The organism is Desulfobulbus propionicus DSM 2032 (genome assembly GCF_000186885.1).
Lineage (GTDB): Bacteria > Desulfobacterota > Desulfobulbia > Desulfobulbales > Desulfobulbaceae > Desulfobulbus > Desulfobulbus propionicus.
On record NC_014972.1, the window covers coordinates 2357535 to 2376808 of the forward strand.

13 protein-coding genes are annotated in these 19274 nt (G+C 57.5%); 5 read left to right on the top strand and 8 right to left on the bottom strand.

From position 1 onward, the window contains the following. The first annotated feature begins 22 nt into the window (after positions 1-22). The 5 genes from DESPR_RS19220 to DESPR_RS10310 are packed head-to-tail and all read left to right on the top strand — an operon-like array spanning position 23 to position 4809. Complete coding sequence (locus tag DESPR_RS19220) at positions 23-523, top strand: NAD(P)H-dependent oxidoreductase subunit E (RefSeq protein ID WP_015724754.1); 501 nt, start codon at positions 23-25, stop codon at positions 521-523. Further along, positions 513-2129, top strand: coding sequence for a NuoF family protein (locus DESPR_RS10295; protein WP_015724755.1), 1617 nt, complete (start codon positions 513-515; stop codon positions 2127-2129). The genes DESPR_RS19220 and DESPR_RS10295 overlap by 11 nt, the downstream gene beginning before the upstream one ends. Next, positions 2126-2842, top strand: a complete 717-nt coding sequence (gene hoxU / locus DESPR_RS10300) for a bidirectional hydrogenase complex protein HoxU (protein WP_015724756.1) — start codon at positions 2126-2128, stop codon at positions 2840-2842. Before DESPR_RS10295 ends, hoxU begins: the two co-directional genes overlap by 4 nt. Beyond that, positions 2839-3372: an NADH-quinone oxidoreductase subunit B family protein gene (locus tag DESPR_RS10305; RefSeq protein ID WP_015724757.1), complete on the top strand. Its 534-nt coding sequence runs from the start codon at positions 2839-2841 to the stop codon at positions 3370-3372. The genes hoxU and DESPR_RS10305 overlap by 4 nt, the downstream gene beginning before the upstream one ends. A 9-nt stretch (positions 3373-3381) precedes the next feature. Continuing rightward, complete coding sequence (locus DESPR_RS10310; protein WP_015724758.1) at positions 3382-4809, top strand: Ni/Fe hydrogenase subunit alpha; 1428 nt, start codon at positions 3382-3384, stop codon at positions 4807-4809. 146 nt (positions 4810-4955) lie between these two features. On the opposite strand, the gene DESPR_RS10315 is transcribed toward DESPR_RS10310, so the two are convergent. The 8 genes from DESPR_RS10315 to DESPR_RS10350 all read right to left on the bottom strand — a co-directional run bounded on the left by DESPR_RS10315 (position 4956) and on the right by DESPR_RS10350 (position 19157). Next, positions 4956-5486 carry a GspH/FimT family pseudopilin gene (locus DESPR_RS10315; RefSeq protein ID WP_015724759.1) on the bottom strand — a complete coding sequence of 177 codons (531 nt, stop codon included), beginning with the start codon at positions 5484-5486 and terminating at the stop codon, positions 4956-4958. Then, positions 5474-5905, bottom strand: coding sequence for a hypothetical protein (locus DESPR_RS10320; protein WP_015724760.1), 432 nt, complete (start codon positions 5903-5905; stop codon positions 5474-5476). Before DESPR_RS10320 ends, DESPR_RS10315 begins: the two co-directional genes overlap by 13 nt. 27 nt (positions 5906-5932) lie before the next feature. Beyond that, positions 5933-14077, bottom strand: coding sequence for a PilC/PilY family type IV pilus protein (locus DESPR_RS10325; protein ID WP_081458010.1), 8145 nt, complete (start codon positions 14075-14077; stop codon positions 5933-5935). 35 nt (positions 14078-14112) lie between these two features. Next, a complete protein-coding gene (locus tag DESPR_RS10330; protein ID WP_015724762.1) occupies positions 14113-14775 on the bottom strand; it encodes a pilus assembly PilX family protein in 663 nt (220 codons plus the stop codon). Between the two features lie 10 nt (positions 14776-14785). Continuing rightward, positions 14786-15451, bottom strand: a complete 666-nt coding sequence (locus DESPR_RS17320; RefSeq protein WP_015724763.1) for a PilW family protein — start codon at positions 15449-15451, stop codon at positions 14786-14788. Then, a complete protein-coding gene (locus DESPR_RS10340) occupies positions 15448-15861 on the bottom strand; it encodes a type IV pilus modification PilV family protein (protein ID WP_015724764.1) in 414 nt (137 codons plus the stop codon). The genes DESPR_RS17320 and DESPR_RS10340 overlap by 4 nt, the downstream gene beginning before the upstream one ends. A 263-nt stretch (positions 15862-16124) precedes the next feature. Beyond that, the gene (locus tag DESPR_RS10345) at positions 16125-17522 is read right to left on the bottom strand and encodes a sigma-54-dependent transcriptional regulator (RefSeq protein ID WP_015724766.1); all 1398 of its coding nucleotides are present in this window, start codon (positions 17520-17522) and stop codon (positions 16125-16127) included. 90 nt (positions 17523-17612) lie between these two features. After that, the gene (locus DESPR_RS10350; RefSeq protein ID WP_015724767.1) at positions 17613-19157 is read right to left on the bottom strand and encodes a sensor histidine kinase; all 1545 of its coding nucleotides are present in this window, start codon (positions 19155-19157) and stop codon (positions 17613-17615) included. Between the last annotated feature and the right edge of the window lie 117 nt (positions 19158-19274).

The window sequence follows — 19274 nt, forward strand, 5'->3', positions numbered from 1 at the left end:
CCTTTCCCAGGAGGCTCATCGCATGTGCGACAATCATTCCCGCCATTCGGTCGACACGCGGCAACGACAAGCCATCGATCGAACCATTCACCGCCATGACTTTCGCCCGGATGCCCTGATCGAGACCTTGCACACCGCCCAGGAAACCCTGGGCTATCTGGATCGGGATACCTTGGCTTACATTGCGGAAAAACTCAAAATTCCTCCAGCCAGGGTCTTTGGTGTGGCCACGTTTTACAATCACTTCAGACTGAAACCCAAAGGAAACCATACGTTGGCCGTGTGCACCGGCACCGCATGCCATGTGAAGGGTAACGATCAAATACTCGCCTGGCTGGGTGAGCAGTACCATCTGCGCCCCGGAGAAACCACTCCCGACAACCATCTCTCCCTTGTGGAAGTCCGATGTGTCGGCGCCTGCGCCCTCGCGCCCGTGATCGTTTCCGACGGCGAACTCATTGGAAAAAAGAACTTTGACGAGGCAATTCGCCTCATTAAGGAGTGGATTGGCGATGCAACGTGAGGAACTCATCCGCCGCGCGGATGCCCATCGACGCTCTTTGAATGGATTTACCCACCACTTTCTAGTGTGCGCCGGTCTTGGCTGTCCGCGCAACGAGGAGATCATCGCCGCGCTGCGAAGCGTCATCGCCGAGCGAGGCCTGCAGGAACAGATTTCGGTGCGCAAAGTCGGCTGCATGGGACTGTGTGCCCTGGGCCCCATTGTCTTGGTGCAACCCGAGGAAATTTTCTACCAGGCGGTCACGCCCGAAGATGCCGAGGATCTGGTCGCATCCCTTGGCAAAGCCCCTCTGCAGCGCCTTTTTCTGCCATCGGACCTGCCATTTTTCAAACGGCAGCATAAAAATGTGCTGGCACTCTCCGGCCGGATCGACCCGGAAAGCGTCGACGACTATTTGGCGGCTGGCGGTTATCTGGCCGTTGTTCAAGCGCTCACCGAAATGCGCCCATCCGATGTCATCCGCCGCGTGCAAGAAAGCGGATTGCGTGGCCGAGGCGGGGCAGGCTACCCCACTGGGCTCAAATGGGCGACCGTTGCCAAGGCCACAGGAGAAAAAAAATACCTGATCTGCAATGCGGACGAAGGCGATCCAGGAGCTTTCATGGATCGCTCCATCCTGGAAAGCACCCCCCATGCCGTTTTGGAAGGGATGATCATCGCCGCCTACGCGGTCGGCGCGACCAGTGGCTACATTTATGTGCGAGCCGAATATCCATTGGCGGTGAAACGACTCAAACTGGCCATCCGCGAAGCCGAGCGCCTGAATTTTCTGGGTCATGCCGTTTGCGGCTCTTCCCTGGATCTTGATATTCAGCTCCGCCTTGGAGCAGGCGCCTTTGTCTGCGGCGAAGAAACAGCCCTCATCCAATCGGTGGAAGGCAAGCGAGGCATCCCTCGGCCACGCCCCCCTTACCCTGCGGAACAAGGACTCTGGGGCCGCCCCACCCTGATCAACAATGTGGAAACCTATGCCAATGTGCCGCCAATCATTGCCCATGGCCCGGAAAAGCTTGCCGCCTTGGGCACCGAACAGAGCAAGGGCACCAAAGTCTTTGCCCTTACGGGAAAAATTCGCAACAGCGGCCTGATCGAGGTGCCCATGGGTATGAGCCTGCGGGAGATTGTTTTTGACATCGGTGGAGGCATTCCCGGTGGTCACGCCTTGAAAGCCGTTCAGACCGGGGGACCGTCGGGAGGATGCATTCCGGCCGAACATCTGGACACCCCGGTGAGCTTCGAGAGCTTGCGCGCCCTGGGATCAATCATGGGATCGGGCGGCATGATTGTCATCGACGAAACCACGAACATGGTCGATATTGTCAAATATTTCATGGAGTTCAGCATGGATGAGTCCTGCGGCCAATGCACTCCCTGCCGGGTGGGAACCGCCCAGATCCACCACCTGCTCACCCTGTTTCAGCAATCCAGGGCCACTTTGCTTGACCTTGCAAAGCTGGAAGCGCTGTGCGATTTGGTGAAAAATACCAGCCTTTGCGGTCTCGGCCAATCGGCTCCCAACCCGGTGCTCAGCACCCTGCGGTATTTTCGTCAAGAGTATCTGGACCGGATCGTTGCGCATCCGCCCATTCAGGAGGAGGAACAATGACAACACAAGTTCTCACCTTGCGGATCGACGGCCGGGAAGTAAGCGGGCTCGCCGCGGAAACCATCCTCCATGTGGCGCGGGAAAACGACATTTCCATCCCCACCCTTTGTGCATTGGAAGGGTTGTCGACACCCGGATCATGCCGGCTCTGCATGGTGCAAATCAACGGCAGCGACAAACTGCACGCCGCCTGCGTCACCCCCATACAAGAAGGCATGGTGGTGACCACCCAATCGGACAAAATTCTTCAATACCGTCGCGCCATCATCGAGCTGCTCTTTTCGGAGCGCAACCATGTCTGCGCGGTGTGCGTTGCCAACGGTCACTGCGAGTTGCAGGATCTGGCCCGGGAATTTGGGGTCGATCACGTGGAAATGGCCTATCGTTTCCCGGCTCTCACGGTGGATGCCTCGCACAGTCGTTTCGTTCTCGATCACAACCGCTGCGTCCTCTGCACCCGTTGCGTGCGTGTATGCGCGGAGATTGAAGGCGCCCACACCTGGGACATCAAGCATCGGGGCATCCACAGCCTGATTGTTGCGGATCTTGATACCTCTTGGGGGGCCTCCGAAACCTGCACCGGTTGCGGCAAGTGCGTTCATGTCTGCCCAACCGGGGCTCTGTGCGAAAAGGGCACGTCCGTAGCGGAACTGCATAAAAAAAGGCCGTTTCTCCCCTATCTCCTCGCCAACCGCACGGTGGACCGCCGATGAACACACCACGGATCGCAACCCTTTGGCTCGATGGCTGCTCCGGCTGTCACATGTCCTTGCTGGATACCGATGAACGACTGCTCGATCTGGCCGCCATGCTGGATGTTGTCTACAGTCCGTTGATGGATGTCAAAACCTTTCCCGAAGCCGTCGATGCGGTATGCATCGAAGGAGCGGTGAGTTCCAAGGAGGACGAGCGCAAACTTGTCGTCGCCCGTCAACGCAGCAGGTTTCTGATCGCCATGGGTGACTGTGCCGTCACCGGCAATGTTCCAGCCATGCGCAATGTTGTCGGGGCGGAAAGGATTCTTCGGTCGGTGTACATCGACCAAGACCCCCTCAACCCGCTCATTCCCGCCGACAACCTGCCGGTGCTCAATAGCAAGGCCCTGCCGCTGCATTGTTTTGTCCAGGTGGATCTGTTCATTCCAGGATGCCCTCCCGCCGCCGACACTCTTTTTGCCGCACTCAGCGCCGTGGCTGCGGGAAAGGTGAACGACCTTCGACTCGCAACCCGTTTTGGCGCGTAGGAGTCTTGCATGAAACAGCTTATTACCATCGAGCCAATCACTCGCATTGAAGGACACGCCCGAATCCAACTCTTTCTCGATGACGCCGGCCAGGTACAAAATGCTCGTTTCCAAGTGACCCAGTTCCGGGGTTTTGAAAAATTCGTCGAGGGTCGGCCGTTTTTCGAGATGCCGTCGCTCACAGCCAGAACCTGCGGCATCTGCCCCATCAGCCACGAACTGGCTTCGGCCAAGGCTTGCGACCAGCTACTGGCGGTCGCCATTCCGGAAACCGCCAAGCAACTGCGACGGGTGCTCAATCTGGGGCAGATTATCCAATCCCATGCCCTCAGCTATTTTTACCTTTCCGCCCCTGACTTTCTCCTGGGCATGGACCACCCCCCGGCATCCCGCAATTTCTTCGGTCTCGCCGCCGCCCATCCGCAGTTTGCCCGTGACGGGATCAGGTTGCGCCAATTCGGCCAGCAGGTGATCGAACGCCTGGCCGGACGGCGCATTCATCCGGCCTGGGTGGTGCCCGGCGGGGTCCGTTCGCCGCTGGATGAACGAGCGCGAGACGAGCTGCTTCGAGAAATTCCCACGGTCAAGACCCTTGCCCTTGATCATCTGCATCGCTTTAAGCAATCGCTTGAACAACACGAAGAATATATCCAAATTTTCGCCCATTTTCCCAGCCTCTTTCTGGGGCTAACCGACAGAGACGGCAACCTGGAACATTATGACGGAGGGATGCGAATCATCGACCCCACCGGAGCCCTGGTCGTCGATCATCTCGCTCCTTCACGCTATAGAGAAGTGATCGACGAGGCTGTTGAACCGTGGACTTTTCTCAAATTCCCCTACTATAAGCCTCAAGGATATCCCGAGGGGATGTATCGGGTCGGACCGCTTGCCCGTCTCAATCTTGCCGCCCGATGCGGCACCGAACTGGCGGATCAGGAATTACTCCAGTTCCGGAGTCTTGTGGATGGCCTGCACCTTGGTTCCTTTTATGCCCATTACGCTCGGCTGATCGAGGTGGTTTATGCGATCGAGATGATCGAGAAACTGCTGAGTGATCGGGCCATTCTCGACAGCACCGTGCGAGCTGTGGCCGGAGTGAATAAGTGTGAAGGAATAGGCGTGACCGAGGCCCCACGTGGGACGTTGATCCACCACTATAGGGTCAATGACGATGGTCTGCTCGAATGGGCCAACCTGATCATTGCCACGGGTCACAACAATCTTGCCATGAATCGCGGCATTCTCCAGGCGGCTCGGCGTTATCTTGACGGCGTCACCCCACGCGAGGGGTTGCTCAACCGCATAGAAGCGGTAATTCGCGCCTTTGATCCCTGCCTGGCCTGTTCCACCCATGCGGTTGGGGCCATGCCCCTGATTGTCGAGGTGATCGGTCCCGATGGCTCGATCCTGGGTCAACTCCAGCGGGATAATTGAAAAAAAAAAAGCGGAAAAAGCGAGAATCTCTATGATTCTTTGCCCGAATCATGAAGTAAAGGGTGGAAATCGCCCTCCCCGGACGACGCCTGACCAGGCTGTGTCGATTATCGCAACAATCAGTTCTTGATTGCGTGCCTTAGTCGCTATTCAATTCGAATTCGCCCCACACGATTTATCACCACCTTCAACGGTGATATTTGGGATGAGTTTTCAAATGTTACAGTACCAATGAAAGAAGGTATGCCATCGGGCCTAAATCGGGTCCGATTGTTGGTAAAAGTTGTACTGTCGATCACCACCCCCGGTGGCGTGGTCACGTTGCGCAACAGCCGATCATCGGCATCCTCGGTCCAATTCAAGTTTTTATCGATAAAGACCCGGTAGGAGGAACCCGCTCCGGTGTTGCAGACCACCGCCACATGCTCCGCTTCCCGGATGGCTGTTATCTTGGCCAACTGCAGGTCGCCGACAAGATTGTTGACGGCTCCCCGCAGTTGTCGTTCCGCCCGCCAACCAATCATGTTGGGAATGGCAATCGCGCTCACAATCGCCATGATCCCAATCGTAACCACAACCTCGATCAACGTAAAGCCATGCTGATTCGCTGTTTTGTTCACCATACCGGCATCCGCTGAAAACGGCAACCTGGGGACGCTACGGGTCAATTCTTCCACACCCCGCCCTCCTGCCGAAAAGGAACAACGTTCTTTTGTTGGGTTGCGGGGACCGGTTCCTGGCCGACCGATGGCCCCTGCTCCGTCACTTCCCACATCTTGGTCAGCACCGAACCAAGGGCATAGAATTTCACCGCCATGCCGGTTTTAAAATAGGCAACGCTGGTCGGGCCGCCCGAACGGGTGCGAAAAACCGCCTCCTTGTCGATGGTATACACACTGTCGTTGATAACAATGATCTGTGACGAGCCGGGCTGCTTCTCCCGGATCCCTTCGACCACGCCGGTGAACTCTTCGGCGCCCAGGGCGATGACGTCACCATGCGTGTCATAACGCCGCTCCGCCAAGGCGTTCCCATCGCCGAGCAGGACAATCCCCAGCACACACACCAACAGGCAGACGGCTTTGCTCCATTGCATAGTCATTCTCCGCTCACGAAATAGATGTTATTTCCATTCAAGTTCGCGCCAGTAAATGATGGGCGTTCCCTCGACATTGGCTATCGGAGTCAGCAGTTCATCCTTTTCAGGCGTATACAATCGCTGATATTCACCAGTTGTATCGACAACGGTGACCGCCGGAGTGATGCCTTCGACCTTGAATGCCGATGGTGCGACATAGATCGGCTTCGCCGGCGTACCAATGTTAATGTAATCGTCGGCGTCGATCTCATCATCCTTGTTGAGATCAAAGAAAGCGCTTCCCAACAGCCCGCCGGTACAAGCATCAACCGCCCAGTTATAGGACGAGCCGCCGCTCTCGCAGGGGGAATCCGACGGGATGGTGCTGGTGAAAATCAGCTTGCCGTTGATGATGGTCATGTCTCGGACAATCCGCTCTCCATTGGCCGGCAGATCGAAATACCAGCCTACGTGCCGTGCTGTTTTTTTGCTGCTCGCGGCAAACTCGGCCTGTTCGGAGGGCAGATACCAATCGATGTAGTTATCGGAAACCACGCGAATTATTTCATCATACAAGTCGGAATCGGTGGCACCGTAGACGGTTTCCTGCTTGGTGCCGTCACTGTTGTAGTTGACCCCTCCGGCCCAAATCTGCGTCTGACGAAGCAGGGTCACATAGGGGGCGCTGGCCGTGCCGACCACGGTGGCCGCATTGGAAAGGCTGCGCACCGCGCCGCAATTGGTGGTGCAGGACGCATACTCGCTCATGCAGTCAGCCTCGCAATCGCTGTCTCCGCTGCAGTCATACAGGCATGTTCCGGAGGTGGTGGCGGTGCCGAGGGTCGCGGTGCAGGCTGAAGTGCAGGCAGTGGCCACGGTGGTGTTTTTCGCCTGAAAGGTCCCCAGATAGGTCTGTTCGGGCGTGGTATTGCCCGCAGCCTTCCATGAGTTCGACCAATCCCAGAGGCCATACATGGTCTGCACGCTCTGATCGAGGAAGTCGGTGCCCGGGTCAAGGATCCGGCCCGTGCCAAAAATGATCATGTAGCCTTTTTCGTCCGTGGGGCAGGCCGAGGTGATCACCGGCTGCACGGTGATCGGCTGCCGATAACCTGCCTCGCTCCTGGCCTGGAACATGGGCTGCTTGACGGCGGCGCTGTTTTCAAAATAAATCTCCCAATCGTCCTTCGTTACCGCGTTGATGTCAAACTTCCATAGATTGCCCAGCAGATCGCCCGCGTAGACGAAATCGTTGATCGTGTCTCCCTGGGGAAAGATCAAGGCCGGGGTGGAGAGGCCGTTGCACTCCGTGCCGCTGGTATTGTTGCCGACACCGGTATCGATGATCTTCGTCCACTGAATCTGGCCAAAATCGCTTAGGCCAACGGTGAACAATACCGCGTGTCCATTGGCACTCTCGTAGCCGTTGCCGAACACCAGCACCCAATCTGTGCCGCTATCGTTGGTGGAAGCAATCTGGGGCCGGGAGAAGCTGTACCCCAGATTGTCTTTCACCTCGGCGGCGGCAACATACCCGGCGGTGGAGGTAGTCGTATACTCCCATAGCACGATTTCCGAGGCATAGTTTTCAATGTCCGTTTTATGCTGGGCGGCGGAGGTCAGATCAAGGGCAAAGAACCCCTTGCCGCCTTTGCCGAGTCCTCCCACAAGGACCACCTTGCCACCTAGATCCTTGACCGTGACGTAACCATCGACAAAAGCGGTGTGGGTATAGGCTTCCTGCGAAAGCAGATGAAGATTGCCAAAGATCGCCTGCGGAATATAGGCAAAAACTTCGTCGCCGGTTGTACCGTCAAAAATATGGAGCATGCCGTCGTTGCCGCCGACAATCACCCAATCTATACCCAGGGTGGTGTTGGAATAGTGGTACGGCTCGGAGTTGATAAAATCTCCGAGCTTGCTGGAACGATTGCGGAAATTCCTCACACCACCGGTGTCGTTCCGCCGTTCATAGGTGCTGTCGCCGCGCAGATAATTGAAAATGTATTCATCCTGCTGCAACTGCGCCTGCATGGTAGCATTCAACGAGTTCCAGCGGAAAGGCAGCCCGTTGCCGCCAATATCGGCGGTGATGATCTGTCGGTCGGCCGCAGCCACGCCGGCGATTTGTTTGGCCGCCGACCATTTGACCTCCGGAGGATTCAGCAGACAGCTGCTTCGGGCGCTGCCGCACGCGGTCTGGCAACTGCTGGTGGTGCAGTTGACAAGACAGGCATCGTAGGACTCCGAGCAGGATTCTCCACTGCACGAACTGGTGCAGGTGGTCTTGGTCGCCGTACAGGACGCCTCGCAAATGGCATCGCCGTTACAGGCAGCAACGCAACTGGTGTAATCCGCGCTACAACTCGCCTGGCAGCTGACTTTGCTGCAAGCCGCCACTTTACCGGAGCTATCCAGGCATTTCGCCAGCACATCGCCGTTCCAGTCGCTGGAGTCATAGGTGGTCTGGAACAAGAGGGTATCTTCCTCGATTTTATTGGCATTGATGGACACCGACGACGCGGTGCCGGTCTGCTCCTCGATCAGATCCCTGATGGTCTGCATGGCCGCAACCAACTCCGCCGGATCGGCGGCATTGAGGAAGGCCCCACGGCTGTTGACCGCGGCATGATACAGGTCATCGATCCGCTTGGGCGATTCATTGGAGTAGTTGGGGTCTTCTGTCCACCAGGCCGGGCATTTGCCGTCATACGGCCCGCCCGTGCTTGAGTAGCCCGAGTAGGCCAGGGAGGTCAGATCGCTGATGAGGGGGCAGTCCGCCCCTCCTGGCTCATCGCATTTGGGCAGACAATCAGGGAACAGATCCGGTTCGTATTCACCGGCTACGCCGAACGCCACGGTGTAGGTTACCAGATGCTGCTTGGCGTTTTCGTCATAGCCTTTGCTGGGCACGTTATCCCCTAAACCGCCGTCCAGATCGGTGGCATAAAAATACATGGCCACATCGGCCAGGGTATATTTGGCACTGTCCTTAAGTACGGCATAGGTGTTGTAAGCGCTGTTGCCATCGATATTAACGATGCTGTAAAAATCCTCGTTATAATAGCCATCGGTCATGGCAACCACATAGGCTCGCTGGCATTCACCGCCGGAATCGTCGCAAGTATCGAGATCGTCGTTCTTGTCGGCATCCCAAAAGACCGAGGTGTCTGCCGAGGTGCAGGTACTGCCCTGGTTGGTGCCTAGACCGGAGGTGGTCAGCAAGCCGGAATAATCGCCGGATGTTCCCTTTTCGAAATACTTGCCCACCTCGTATAAGCCGCGGCGCAAGGGAGTGCTTCCCGAGGCCCTGATGTTATAGATGGTTGACAGAAAAGCAACTTTCTCCGCGCTGTCGGCGGTGGTCATCTCCACCAGCGGTTCGGACACGCTCCGATTGATGGTGTGCAAACCTAATTCAACGCCCTTCATGCCCTCGACCGTCAGGCCTATGGCCGCTTTGGTGGTCAGCATGCGTTTGCGGTAAAAGGAGAACCAGTCGGCAAAATCCTGGCGCACCATGTAGGCCAGCTGGCTGGCGTTGGTGATCTGATTGCCGGCCGCGTCATACCGTTTGGGTATGACCGAGGTTGGAACCTCGGCACCCGTTTTTTCAGTCAACTCGCCGTTATCGACCACATTATCCGAGTCGGCGTCGGTGAACAGATAGTAGTGCAGGGAATAGTCCCCCACGCCGTAACCGGAGCCGGGAATGGTCACGAGATAAACATCTTCTCCCGCTTCCTGTTCGCCATCGCCGTCGGTGTCGTTCCATGTGTAATAGTGAGCGTTGGGCACGACAATGGTGGCGCTGGAGGTCTGCGCCTTGAAGGCAATCTTCGAACTGTTGAGTCGCAGCCAACGCGCCCCGTAGCGTGGAGTTTTCCCCCATCCGTTATCATAGCTCTGATCAATAGTATAAGTCGAGGAGACCAGCTGATTGCTCGTGTTGTAATACGAAATGGTATACGTGGCCTTGCCGTCCCTGGCCGAATCTTCGTTGACCCAGACATACACATAATAATTGCCGGCCTGGGCGGCGGTGAGATTCAATCCCCAATAGGCGGAACGGCCGGCAACCTCGGTGAACCGTCCATTGCCATTCCAGGCGTATTGCGGGTCATTGGTGGTATCATACCAATTGCCCAGTTCGGAGTAGACTGTGCTGTCAGAATTGTCGAAAATGATCTCCGGCTTGTAGGGGATGCTCGTGGTCGAAAAACTGCTGACCGGATAGCCCTTGCTGACGCTTGACTGAATATCGTACCGGGTAGACAGACCAACGGCATCGGCATAGGTGGAAGTGCCGGTGCTGCTGGTTGTCCTGGTCACCGTTACCTGTTGCCCGGCACTGACCGTGAAATATTCGGCATTGAGCTCAATCTGGTAGTTGCTCCGATTCGATGCCGAATCGCCGGGGTGATACATGGAACCGTAGGTGGTGCTGGCATCATGGGAGTTCATACGCGGAAAATCCATGTCCGCGTGGGTGTAGCCGGTGGCGTAGGCCGTTTCCGGAAAAGTGGCCCCGGTGGCGGTCGGATTGTATTCGCGTTCGTGGGCCCGAACATTGGCACTGCCAACCACCTCTTCCCACTTCGGCCACGGGGTGTAGGTCACGCTGGGGTTGAAATAAATCCGGTTATAGCCAAACCATTGACTCTTCCACAGCCGCCGTTCAGCCAGGCTCAGGGCGGGATAATCGCTATCACTGTAGGTTTTTTGGATCACGTTGCAAGGAAAGACATAGCCATCGCCGTTGAACCGCTGATTATCCTCGCTGGTCATAAATTCCCAGTCCATACTGCCCGAGTCGTCGAGCAGGAACATGATCAACGGCGGCGCGGGCTTGACCGCAGCATTGGCCGGTACATCCGAGGCGGTCACGCACGTCACCTCCGAACCCTTGTCCTTGGGGCCGTCATAGCAGTCTTCGTCGGCAGCCGTCGCCGGATCGTCGTATAAACCAGGGGCGACACTGGTCGAGGTATCGTCGCAATCGCCCTGATTCTCGGTGTAGCCGTCGCCGTCGTCATCTTTATCGTTGCCGCTGCAGGCCAGATCGGAACCGTTGCAATCCTGATCGATGCCGTCACCGCAGACCTCGGCGGCCCCGGGATAGATCGACATATTGGTGTCGTCGCAATCGGCCTCGGTACTGGCGGAACAGGTTCCTCCCTGGGAACTGACGGTATAACTGTCACCATCGGCATCCTGGCAGGGCTCGACAAAGACAGCCTCGACATTGCGATCCTTGTCCATGATCACGGTAATCGAGGGATCGGTGGCGGTGGCCGAACCGATATCGCCCTTCCACAACGAGAAATACCACCCGGCCTTGCCGGCGGCACTGAGGGTGACGGTTGTGTTTTGCGGATAGATGTATTGGTTTTGCCCTACCCAGGTGTCTCCTTCAGGCGAACGACTGATTGTGCCGTTGGTGGCGGTAAGGCTCAGGACGTGGGAGTCGGCATCGTACAAGCCGGTGACCTGCTGATCGATGAAGTTGTTTTGCAGATCGATGAGAATGTCGGCGGGTTTCTGCCAACCATCAATGGCCAGAAATTCGACCAGAATGTAACGGACATCGCAGGACCCGGTATCGCCCGGAGCCGAAAAGGAACCTCCATGCACACCGGCCTTGAAGGGCGTGGCGTCGATTTTATTGGACGAGGCGTCCGCCTTGTAGGCCCTCCAGCCGTTGCTGTGACTTTGCACATAAAGATCCTCGTCTGTGCCGGTGGCGCCGTCATCGGCACCCAACAAGACCGTTACCGTGGCGTTGCCGAATCGTGCGAGAATGCTGTGGGTTGAGTCGGTGACGTTGCTGAAGGTATGGGTGTTGCCGGTGTAATTGTCGGTATCCGAGGCATAGCCTCCCAGAGCATTGCCGTCCACCTCAAGTTCCGTGACGCACGATCCACCATCAGCGGTCAGGGTGAAACTTTCGTTGCCGCCGTGGTCGGCGATGACTCCTTCCGGCCCGCTGTCGTGAACGGTTTGGCCGGTGCCGCTGGTATGGGCCACCGTGCCGCCGCCTTCGGACTTCATGCTGATCTGATGATCGAACACCACGTTCAAGGTGTGGGTGTTGATCTGCTGGGGGGTGGTGTCGGTGAACGTGTAGGTGCGCTCCTTGGGGTCGGCGGCATTGGCGATGGTGACATAGGAGAGCGAGGCAGGATCAACCCCGTTAATGGTCACCGATTGAATCCGGTGGTCGGCCTTGACGGTGAACACTGCCGCCTGCTTGTCGGCAATCGGTACCGGGCTGCCGCTAGTGATGGCCACCGGGGTGCCCGCCGGGCTTTCCAGGGTCACAATGCCGTCGGTATTCCAACTGGGGATGATACGATGATCATTGTCGGTGATCGTCCCGGTTGCAAAGACAAAATTGCATACCGTCACCGGCAAAGTGCCGCCGCTTATGGGTCCGGCATAAAAATATTCGGCAGACTCGTCCTCGGTGTCCGGATTGACGGGGACATTGGCGGGACCAAGGGTTGTATCGCCTGTTGCCAGGGTAAACTGGTCGGTTGTATAGGCAAAATCATTGCCCGAAACGGCAGAACCGCCGTATGTGCGCCATTTGAAAGTTAAACCATTATGTTGCGCCTGCACCGCAGGAGTGACGGTGACCGTGAACGGCATGTTTGCCGGAGTCCCCGAGGGCTCCTCCAGGGTCGCATTGATGAATTTAATCGTGTATTTTTCATCGACATTAATGGTGACCGTGGCGCTGGTGTAACCGGCGGTGGTCACGTTGGCGGAATTGGCGCCGATGCCGACGCTGAACTGCTCCGCCGTCTCCACCAGGTTGTCATTGATGATCGGCACGCTGATCGTGCCGCTGGTCACCGAGCCGTCACCGTTGATCGTCAGGGTGGAGGCGGGCGCGGTGTAATCCGCCCCCTCGGCCGCCGTTCCCGGGGTATGCGATACATTGAACACCACCGTGTCGCCCGTCCGCACCGGCTGATTCAATTTCACCGTCAACGTCACGTTGCCAACGCTCTCGGCGACAGTGGCGTTTGCAAATCCGACCACCGCGTAGGTGTCGCCATCGTCATTGATGGTCACCGTGGCGCTCTCATGGCCCGTGGTAATCACATTGGTCGAAGACGCACTGATGCCAACCGTGAACTGTTCCGTTTCCTCCACCAGGATGTCATTGGTGATCGGCACGCTGATCGTGCCGCTGTCCGCGCCGGCAGCAATCGTCAGGGTGGAAGCGGGCGCGGTGTAATCCGATCCCGCGGTCGCCGTGCCCGATGCGTGCGAAACATTGAGCACCACGCTGTCTCCCGTGACCACCGCCTGGTTCAGCTGCACCGTCAAGGTCGCTGTGCCCGCGCCCTCGTCGACCGTTATCCCCGAAAAGCCGCTCACCGCATAGGTATCGCCGGCATCGTTGATGGTCACCGTGGCACTGCTGTTGCCCCCTGTCGTCACATTGGCCGAATTGGCGCCGATGCCGACACTGAATTGCTCCGCCGTCTCCACCAGGCTGTCATTGATGATCGGCACACTGATCGTGCCGCTGGTCACCGAGTCGTCGCCGGTGATCGTCAAGGTGGAGGCGGGCGCGGTGTAATCCGAACCTGCCGCCGCCGTGCCCGCTGTGTGCGAAACATCCAGTACCACCGTGTCGCCGGTACGCACCGGTTGATTGAGTTGAACGATCAGGTTCGCGTTGCCGCCATCCTCGCTGACGGTGACCCCGGAAAATCCGCTCACCGCATAGGTATCGCCATCGTCGGCAATCGTGATGGTGGCGCTTTGATTGAGACCCGCCGCGTTGCTTGCCGGGTCCCCCGCGAGCGAGACGACAATATTCTCCGTTGATTCGACCAGATGGTCATCGGCAAGGGCCACAGTGATCGTGCCGTTGTCCTCTCCAGGATTGATGGTCAGGGATGCCGCCGGAGGCGTGTAATCGCTGCCGGCAGTAGCCGTTCCTGCCGTCGTCACGGCAAACTGTACCGTGTCACCAACCGCGACAGGCTTATCCAACTGCACCGTCAACGTCACGGTTCCCGTGTGCTCCGTGACCGCAGCCCCGGAAAATGCGGCGATACTGTAGGTATCCGCCACAGCCCGGCCATGGACGGCCATCATGATCAACGCCGCCAACACACCGGCCCACCACCGCATCTTCATCTTTCCCATCCTGTTCACCAATGATTTCATCGGAAACGCTCCCTCCAGCGGAATCCACAATGCCGTCAAGGCAGATAGACTGTTTTTTTATAGCCGACCATCAGCAGCCGCCGGCCCGCATACGCCTTACCCGTGCCGGACTTGACATCGTACATGCCGTAGACGGTGTAACATTTTTCCACCTTCTCGGAATTCGACACATCGGAACCGGCGCAGATATCGTAACTGTTGTTATCCGAATTGAGATTGCCCTGAACGGCGGCATACCAGATACGGTCCTTGTCCTTGGTGCCGTCCGAATCATACCCATTGGGGACAATATCCCGATCTCCAACGGTAAAGGAGGTGGCCTGTGGGGTGATCAGCGGATCGGGCCAGTTGGCGCTTATCTCCAGATCGATCACGCTGCCGCCGTCCGGATCATTGGGCCGTAACCATTTGTGGGTGGCGAGACTCAAACTTTTCAGTGGGTCCTCAAGCAAATCGGTATCGCTCAGATTTTCAATGGCCGTCGCCCCTTCCACGGTCACCGCTTCCACCGCGTAAAAGTTGGTGTGGATGATCTCGGTATTGCGCACGATCTGCTGCTCGGTGTTGCGAATCATCATCGAGGCCCCGCCCATGATGGACAACACCACCAGCATCATCAGCGCCATGACCATGACAAAGCCGTGTTCGTTGTCCAGCGGGGGCTTTCCCTGCCATGTACTGTAAGTCTTAGACGGCATGGTGCTCTCCTCACATATTGTTCAAGCCGGTGTTGCGGAAATCGACCGAGGTCCGGTAGGTGCGCTCGATCATCCCCTCCCGGCCCGCCGGAGCCTGGGCGGTGATGGTGATGACCGCGCCGCGAATCTCCGAAACAAGCGAGGTGGGATTGTTCTTTTTGTCGCGATAACTGAAATCCAGGGCGGTCACCTTGATATTGGAGTCTGCGCCGCCGATCAAGGTTTCGGCGTCGGTGCCACAAATGCTATGTATGGATTTACCGGTCAGATTGTAGCGGAAGGTTCGATTCTCACACCTGCTTTCAGGGGATTTGCTGTAAGGGTCGTTTTTCGCTACGGTTCCGTCCGCTTTATAGCCGCCGACTTTTTCATCGCCGTCGTAATCAGCCTCGAAGCGAAATTGTGTGGCTTCCGCCTTTCTAATCTTAAAATCACCGCTCTTGGCGGGATCATAGGCCGCCATCCGTGTTTCACTGACAATCACATCCATGGCGGCGCGCACCTCCTGTTGCAGGGCCGCGGCCGCGTTCTGGGTGGTGTACAGTCTGCCGGAACGTTCAAAGACCGCAGTCATCGAGGCGATGATGATGCTGACAATGGCCAGGGCCACCAGCATCTCCAGCAGCGAAAAGCCGGCTGACCGATTCCAGGGAGGAACGACTCTCCAAGTGCTCATACCCCGTTCCCCTGTGTCAAGCTGCGAAGGGTGATCGGATGACCGCCAATGCCGCCCAGGCGGGTGACGGTCACGGTGATGAAACGGGAAGCCGTTCCTCCCATGGGATTGCTCACCACCACATCCACTCTGTACGGCCCGCCAGGCTGGCCGGTTTCATCGACATTGTTCAGGGTGCTGTTGTTCAGCGAGTTGGGGTTGGACTGGTTTTTATACTGCTCCATGATCCGCTGCGCCAGGTTCAGCTGGTGGGTGACCACGTTGCCATTGGTGTTGCCGTTGACGATATGATACTGAATACCGACCACCGACAGAATGCCGATGGTCAAGATCGACACCGCGATCATGACCTCAAGCAGGGTAAATCCCTGTTGCCCCTTTCCCCTGTTGTTCACACTTTCCGTGTTCATAGGCGCTTCCTCCACAACCCGCTCAAACAAGAATCAGGCCAATTGCCTGCACGTGCGGCCGATACCGGCAAATAAGGCTAGTCATTGAATACCAAAAGCAAAAAGCAGGTACATTTTTTTCACTGACCGTTCTCAAGTCGCATAGTTCTATAAAAATTTTTTCCAAATACACTTGTACTATAAAAAAATTTAACACGGCAAGGTCGTCGACCATGATCGAATGCACACCCTCTCCCTTTTGGCCGCGGGGAAGATACCGTTCTTCATGACGAATCCTTGCCAACGGGAGCAAGGGCGTACTCCTTGATTTTGGCGAGCAGGGATGGATAACTGATCTCCAACAATTCCGATGCCTTGGATTTGTTGCCGCCGGTCACCTCCAGGGCACGGCCAATAAGCGCGGTTTCCATGATCCGCTGGGCCTGCTTGATGGAAAATCCACCAAAAAAATCATCGAGCCGCCGCCCGCTGGGGCGAACACCGAATTGCGGGGGCAGGTTCTCCGGCAACAGCACCTTTTTTTCGGCCAAAATCACCGCCCGTTCGATCACGTTTTCCAGTTCACGCACATTGCCCGGCCAGCCATGCTGGAGCAACAACGCCATGGTCGAGGGCGCGATGCCGGTCACCGGCGATTCGAGCCTGCGGACGTAGCGTTGAAGGAAAAATTCGCTGAGCAGGGGAATGTCGCCGGTCCGCTCACGCAAGGGCGGCAAGGCGATGTGCACCACATTGAGCCGGTAGAACAGATCCTGGCGGAACAACCCCATCCGCACCTCCTGCGCCAAGTCCCGGGCGGTGGCGGCAATCACCCGTACGTCGACCTTTCGGGGGCAGGCCGCACCCAACGGCTGCACTTCCCCCTCCTGCAACACCCGCAGCAGCTTCACCTGCAACGACAACGGCAATTCGCCGATTTCATCGAGAAACAGGGTCCCGCCGTCCGCCTCCAAAAACAGGCCGACCTTGTCCTTGTCCGCGCCGGTAAATGCCCCTTTTTTATAACCGAACAGTTCGCTTTCAATCAGATTGTCGGGCAATCCGCCGCAGTTGACGGCCACGAACCTGCCCGACACCCGGCCGCTCTGCTGGTGAATCCCCTGGGCCACCAACTCCTTGCCGGTACCGCTTTCGCCGGTGATCAGCACGGTGGTCGAATGGGGAGCCACCTTGGCGGCCAGGGCGAACACCTCCTGCATGGCCTTGCTGTGCGCCACCATTCTGCCAAACGTATATTCTTCCTTCAATGCGGCCACGGTATTGCGCAGCTCGCGATTCGCCCGTCGCAGTCCTTCCCGTTCCTCGGCCTTGCGCAGGGTCAGCTCAATTTCCTCGGCCTTGAACGGCTTGGAGATATAATCATAGGCCCCGAGACGCATGGCCGCCAAGGCGGTGTCAACAGAGCCAAAGGCGGACATCATGATGATCGTGGCGCTGATTCCGGCTGCGATCGCCTGACGGAGAAACTCCAGGCCATCCATTCCCGGCATGCGAATATCACAGAGCACCACATCAAAATCCCCCGTGGCCAGGGCGTCAAGGCCTGCCTGGCCATGGGCCGCCACCTCGACCTGATAGCCAAGGCGGCTGAGGACCGAGGTCAGCATGTGCCGCATGTTTTCTTCATCGTCAATGATCAGGAGACGCTGCTTACTGGGCATGGTGGATTTCCGAAAAGTGACATGGAGCGTGCGCCTGCCGTCCAAAAATGGGCTGCCGGATTGCGTCAGTGACGCTGGACACGTTCGCCATCAGACGCCAGACTCCGCGTGGTCCAACATTTGCGATGCCGCCAGGGGAAGGGCGATGGTCACCACCGCGCCCCCACCTTCCCTGTTGGCCAGACTGATAACGCCGCCCATGCTCTTGAGCAGGGCATAAGAGACCGACAATCCCAATCCGGTGCCCCTGCCCGGTTCCTTGGTGGTGAAAAAGGGATCAAAGGCATTGGCCAACTCGTCCTTGGTCAGGCCGACACCGGTATCGCTGATGGTTATCCGCAGCATCCTGGCCGGCTCGATCAGGTCGACATCGGTCGCCACCTCGATGGTTCCCTGGCCGCTCGTTGCGGCACGAATGGCGTCGGCGGCGTTGATCAGGCAATTCAACAATACCTGCATCAATTGGGCCGGATTGGCATGCACCAAGCAATCCATCGCGGCAAAACGGGTGGTGAGGGTGATGGAGTCCATCAGGGGCTGCGGCTGGAGCAGGGCGATCACCTCGGCGAGCACCTGATGCGGATCGATAGCTTCCTGATGGCCACTTGCCGGCCGGGAAAAATCGAGCAATTGACGGACCAGTTGGCCGATGCGCTGCAGTTCGTGTTCGGCTCGGCTGCAAAATTCCTCGCGCTCCGCGCCTCCCAGGTCATCGTGACGGATCAGTCCCAGATAGCCTTGGACAATGCCCAGGGGGTTGCCGATCTCATGGGCCAAACCAGCGGCCAGCCTGCCCACGGAGGAAAGTTTTTCGGCACGCACCATTTCCTCGCGGGAGGCGATCAGTTGCCGGTTCGCCTCCTGCAACGAAGCCACATGCTCCCGCAGCTTGTCCTGGTCGGCCTTGATGCGCGCCAGCATCTGCTGCATCGATCCGGCCAGCTGCCGCAGTTCGTCACCACCCTGCAGGGCTAAGAACGGCACGCCGCTTTCATCGCGATAGGAATCGGTCAGCCGGATAAGCTGTTCCACCGGACGAAAAACAGCGGAACGAAGGCGGAAAAACCCGATCACCAGTAGGACGATCAGATTGACGGCCAAATACCCTGCCACCAGACGCTGCATGGTGCGAATTCGCGCGTAATGAGGTTCCAGGGAAAAACGCAGGGCCACGCCGCCGCGCACATGGTCCGGCGAGATAGCCGGCAGTGCGATATCCAGATATTTTTTCCCAGGGACCACGCCCACCCAGGCGAGTCCGTTCAGGGAACGAACCGCTTTGCCCGTTTGCATCGCCTCGCGCAGTTGCCGTTCAAGATGTTGCCGATCTGGCAGGGGTTGGCCGAGACACAGCACAACGCCATGCTCCGCTTGACCACATCCGCTCATCGCCCCGGCCCGGCTGACTCCTTCGTTGACAAGGGCGGCGAAAAAATCCCTCTCCTTGCCCAGTTCCATGCGGCGGCCAGCCAACCGCTCGGCCACTGCCGCCATTTCTATCCCCTTTTCACGGGCCAGCGACAAGGCCGAATCCCGCAGCCAAAACGAGCCGATGACAAAAAATGTCAGCCCAGTAGCCGCGACAAGCAAGGCGAAAAAAAGAGCGGTGACATGAAGCTTCAATCCGCGGTACACAATTCATTCACTCGATAATGCATTGAAACAAAAAGGAAAGAATGATAGACTGACAAAAATTGTCAGCCACGGACAACGATTGTCAACGACACGAACCACTGCTCCCGAGGTATTGTA